This is a genomic window from Kaarinaea lacus, assembly GCF_975902315.1.
On record NZ_CDLKIE010000211.1, the window covers coordinates 1 to 3,679 of the forward strand.

The 3,679-nt window shown below is 42.1% G+C and carries 4 protein-coding genes; 2 read left to right on the top strand and 2 right to left on the bottom strand.

What is annotated here, in order from left to right; all coding sequences use genetic code 11:
• Positions 1-316 precede the first annotated feature (316 nt).
• On the top strand, positions 317-715 hold the full coding sequence (locus tag ACWVCM_RS06270; RefSeq protein WP_455200869.1) for a hypothetical protein: 399 nt from the start codon (positions 317-319) through the stop codon (positions 713-715).
• 340 nt (positions 716-1,055) lie between these two features.
• On the opposite strand, the gene ACWVCM_RS06275 is transcribed toward ACWVCM_RS06270, so the two are convergent.
• Together ACWVCM_RS06275 and ACWVCM_RS06280 are read right to left on the bottom strand one after the other, a co-directional pair.
• The gene (locus ACWVCM_RS06275) at positions 1,056-2,267 is read right to left on the bottom strand and encodes a hypothetical protein (protein WP_455200870.1); all 1,212 of its coding nucleotides are present in this window, start codon (positions 2,265-2,267) and stop codon (positions 1,056-1,058) included.
• A 27-nt stretch (positions 2,268-2,294) separates the two neighbouring features.
• Positions 2,295-2,843: a hypothetical protein gene (locus ACWVCM_RS06280; protein WP_455200871.1), complete on the bottom strand. Its 549-nt coding sequence runs from the start codon at positions 2,841-2,843 to the stop codon at positions 2,295-2,297.
• A 604-nt stretch (positions 2,844-3,447) separates the two neighbouring features.
• Between ACWVCM_RS06280 and ACWVCM_RS06285 the strand changes: the two genes are divergently transcribed.
• Positions 3,448-3,570, top strand: a complete 123-nt coding sequence (locus tag ACWVCM_RS06285; RefSeq protein ID WP_455200872.1) for a hypothetical protein — start codon at positions 3,448-3,450, stop codon at positions 3,568-3,570.
• Positions 3,571-3,679 lie beyond the last annotated feature (109 nt).

Consider the following 3,679-nt stretch of genomic DNA (forward strand, 5'->3'; position numbering starts at 1 on the left):
ACTAATTCTGACCTGATTGCCTGTGTACTACAAATCGATAAACTTTTCCAAATTTAACCAGGCATAGTTTAACTGGACAATTCCATAATCGCATCAACACTACGAGCGTGAAAATGATGGACAGGCCGAAATTTCGCGCATTGGTTAAAAATCAACAAGTATTCTACGCAGCATTATCCTTCATCATTACAGACCAGTACATTACACTGTCTACTACAGTGATCTTTATACATGTTAATTGGAGTATTCTAAACAGGCCGTCTGATCCTGCTGAATAGCAGCGGAATTATCAGGCCACAAAAGTGAGGATAAATCGGTGATTACTTATTTTTACTGGTTAGTTGTTATCGCATTGATGGGTGCAGTGCTTTTTATCCTGGGAGGTAAATACCAGCAGTGGAAACCCGCGCTTATCTCCAGTGTCGTAATACTGGTTATTGGATTTGGTGCCTATTACTTCCATTTCCAGCAAATCTTTGTCAAACGTTATGGTGGTGTAATGACTATTAAAGTTCCTGCAGGTCAACTCCACATCGCAGCAACCTGGAAAGACGACAATCTATGGATAGAAAACTATGACCCTCAAACGAACACCTGCCACTTCAGCGAGTATTCACGCGGGAATTTACTGGAGGGGAAAGTAACTATTAAAGAATGTAATCCATTACATTACAAACAAAGCACAGTTACAAATATACCAGCAGAAAAACAATAGCGCGCTAATCTTTCCTATACATTCAAACATTATCATAACTATCTTGCATATTTATGTTCGGCTTGAAGCGGTAGTGAAAGCTTACAATGATAGGTTAAAAGACTAATACGAATTTTGAAGTGGACGCGTGTTGCATTCCATTAAATAGAAAACATATGCACTAATTTTCGTAAACAGGTACAACTCGCGTTGCACATTCTTCGTTACAGCGAATCAAAAATACTCATATTCAGCAAATAAGCAAAAATGAGATTAGAGAACAATTACTTCCTATAATTGCTTGTAAGTATTATTCCATAAATTTGACTTTTACTAATGCAGCTATGCATTTAAAAACTGGCTACAGCATGGTTGCAGGATTGGCGGTCAATTCAATGACGTAACCATCACTACCAGCTGAGGCTGCATTCGCTTCTCCTGTTGATGCAACAGATCCACCGGTACCACCGTTTCCGCCACACGCTCCGCCACCACCGCCGCCGGAGCTTTGCGCGATATTCACCGCTCCCGCTGTAGGATCTGACGCACCTGCCGAGCCTCCTGTTACGCTCACCGTGCCGGAATTATCAATAGTAGGGGCTATCATAACCACAATTCCGCCGCCACCGCCTCCGGCTGCGCCGTTGTTGGCCTGAAAACTACTCCCTGCACCACCGTTAGCTTCTATAGTAGCGCCGCTGGCGTTCGTAACCGAAGTTAGCGATGCCACAACGACAATACCTCCTCCGCCTCCACCGCCTTGACTACCACTAACGCCGTCTGCCGAGATCTGCCCATTGTTTATAATCGCTCCTCTGACCAAAATTTTCACCAATCCTCCACCAGAACCACTTGAGCCCGACTGGTGCGCGCTGCCTGCGCTGCCGCCAATTCGAAATCGATTCCAGGAAGAAACGGCCACGCTTTGAGGTATACCAACACTCTCAGCTCCTCCAACCAGGGTAATGGGGGTGGTGACAAAATCACGGGAAAAGCCGGGTTGGCCGGCCGGCGAGTATGCATCACCTGCTCCTGGCGAACGCATGCTGTAAGAACCCTGGGAATGAAGACCAAACACGCTATTATTACCTGCGGGCGCGACGGTTATAGTTCCGTCATTGGTAAAATCACCCGTGCAGCGGATCACGGTACCTGCAGAAACCATTAATGTAAATCCGGCAGCAATGGAGCAGTCGGTAAAATTGATATTTGCCGGGTTGCTGGAAACCCAATTCGAGTTAGCAGTTATGTTGAGAGTGCCGGCACTACCGTCACCTGCGAATAACGCACTGATTACCGCCAGATCAGCTAATGCGTTGTCCACACCGGAAATGTCAGTCGCGTTGTTTGATATATCGCTGGCATTGGTAGTAGTTCTTGCGTTATTGTCATTTACTTGAGTTTTTATTTCATTAAATTTGTCATTTAAGTCACTTGCGTTCAAAGTGTCTCCCGAACCAAATGAATTATCCGGGTAAGTTATTTCCCCCGCCTGTACTAGCCAGACTGCACCGCAAAAACATAGAATAAAAATTTTAATTCCTGTTCGTAACATATTATCTCTGATATTCATGTCACTACTCCTCCAGGTAGTTAATTATTAACCCAGGGTACAACCATCTAATATCGATTTATCTAATATACATTTTGAGTCTGCTGGATTCGTTCGCATACTCGAATGCATTTCTGCTAGATTTGTCAGTCCATCACTGTCAAAATCCTGATAAGAAAAATCTGTATCGATAAAAACATAGGGATGAGTAGAGCCTGCGATTACATCTATCCCCGCTGATGTCGCAGCACCAACCTGGTAGGGGCCTGCAAACACTGGATCTGTGTATTCAAACACGATGCTAAAAGTATGGGTGCCGGCCGCAACCTGAACGTCAATGGTTACTGATGCCGAGAGAGTATCTATAGTGCGGGAAATAGCAGCGGTTGAGCTACCATCGACAAATACACTGACTTCTAAAGTGCCTGTATCAGGCAAACCGGAAGCATCATATGGGCTGGTAATCGATACGGTGCCAGTGCTTGGGCCTCCACCACCCCCACCATTGGAACCAATAATAGTCAATAAACCCACTGTCCCGATCACAAGTAGAACCAATCCTCTGAGACCAGACTCGAATAGCTTTTCTATTTTCATGTGATATCCCTTTAATTTAATCCTGATGTTTTAAGGTCTATCGGTCCTAATTATTTTCTCATGCGCCAGAGCTACCAATAACTAAATGCACAAATCATTTTATTTTAAGCATAAACCTCAACAAACAACGTAAATTTGAAAGAGCGTAAAAGTAGTTATCAAAAAGCCAATATGTTTCTGACCATAAATGTTGCTCTTGTTGCTGGAATAGCAGAAATCGAGGGAATATAAGCTAATTCAGTAGATATATTATTAATTTATTCGTTATTTTCATTGACCTGCTTCAATAAAAAGTAACACTACCAACGATCAATTTTTTTTCTCGCTACAGGAAACTGAACAGTTGTCTAATCATTTTTACTGATTATATTGGCTTTTTTAGAAAGGATTAAAATGTTATTAGCAACCATCCAGGGCATTTATGAATTGTTAGTTGCTAATGAAGCGTTTTATTAGTGTTATATTTCAAGAAATATACTTACTAATTTTTATAGACAGTCTGACTATCACATTTGAGATAGGTGGTTTTATTAGCTAAGTAAGGAAATTGCTTATTAACAGGGAATAAAACCATATTCCCGGTTAGTAAATGGTTGCAAACAGTATGATCCGAAAAATGTGCCTGGGAATCATTCGGCTTGACGAAAATGTAGCGGTAGTGGGTATTGCGAGCCAGGAAGACTACATGCCTATTTTATCATGTACGGAATTTCACAAACTGGATTAATTCGTAGTTACGGACAATCTATATAAATGGAAAGTCTTTAAGCAGATATGGCGTTTCGCAACGGTAATCATCTCAACGCTATATCTGTCGTGTATAAAAAATACTTAAC

Coding starts and splice junctions, on each gene's coding strand:
- ACWVCM_RS06280 (WP_455200871.1), bottom strand. CDS start 2,843: ATGAAAATAGAAAAGCTATTCGAGTCTGGTCTCAGAGGATTGGTTCTA.
- ACWVCM_RS06285 (WP_455200872.1), top strand. CDS start 3,448: ATGATCCGAAAAATGTGCCTGGGAATCATTCGGCTTGACGAAAATGTA.
- ACWVCM_RS06275 (WP_455200870.1), bottom strand. CDS start 2,267: ATGAATATCAGAGATAATATGTTACGAACAGGAATTAAAATTTTTATT.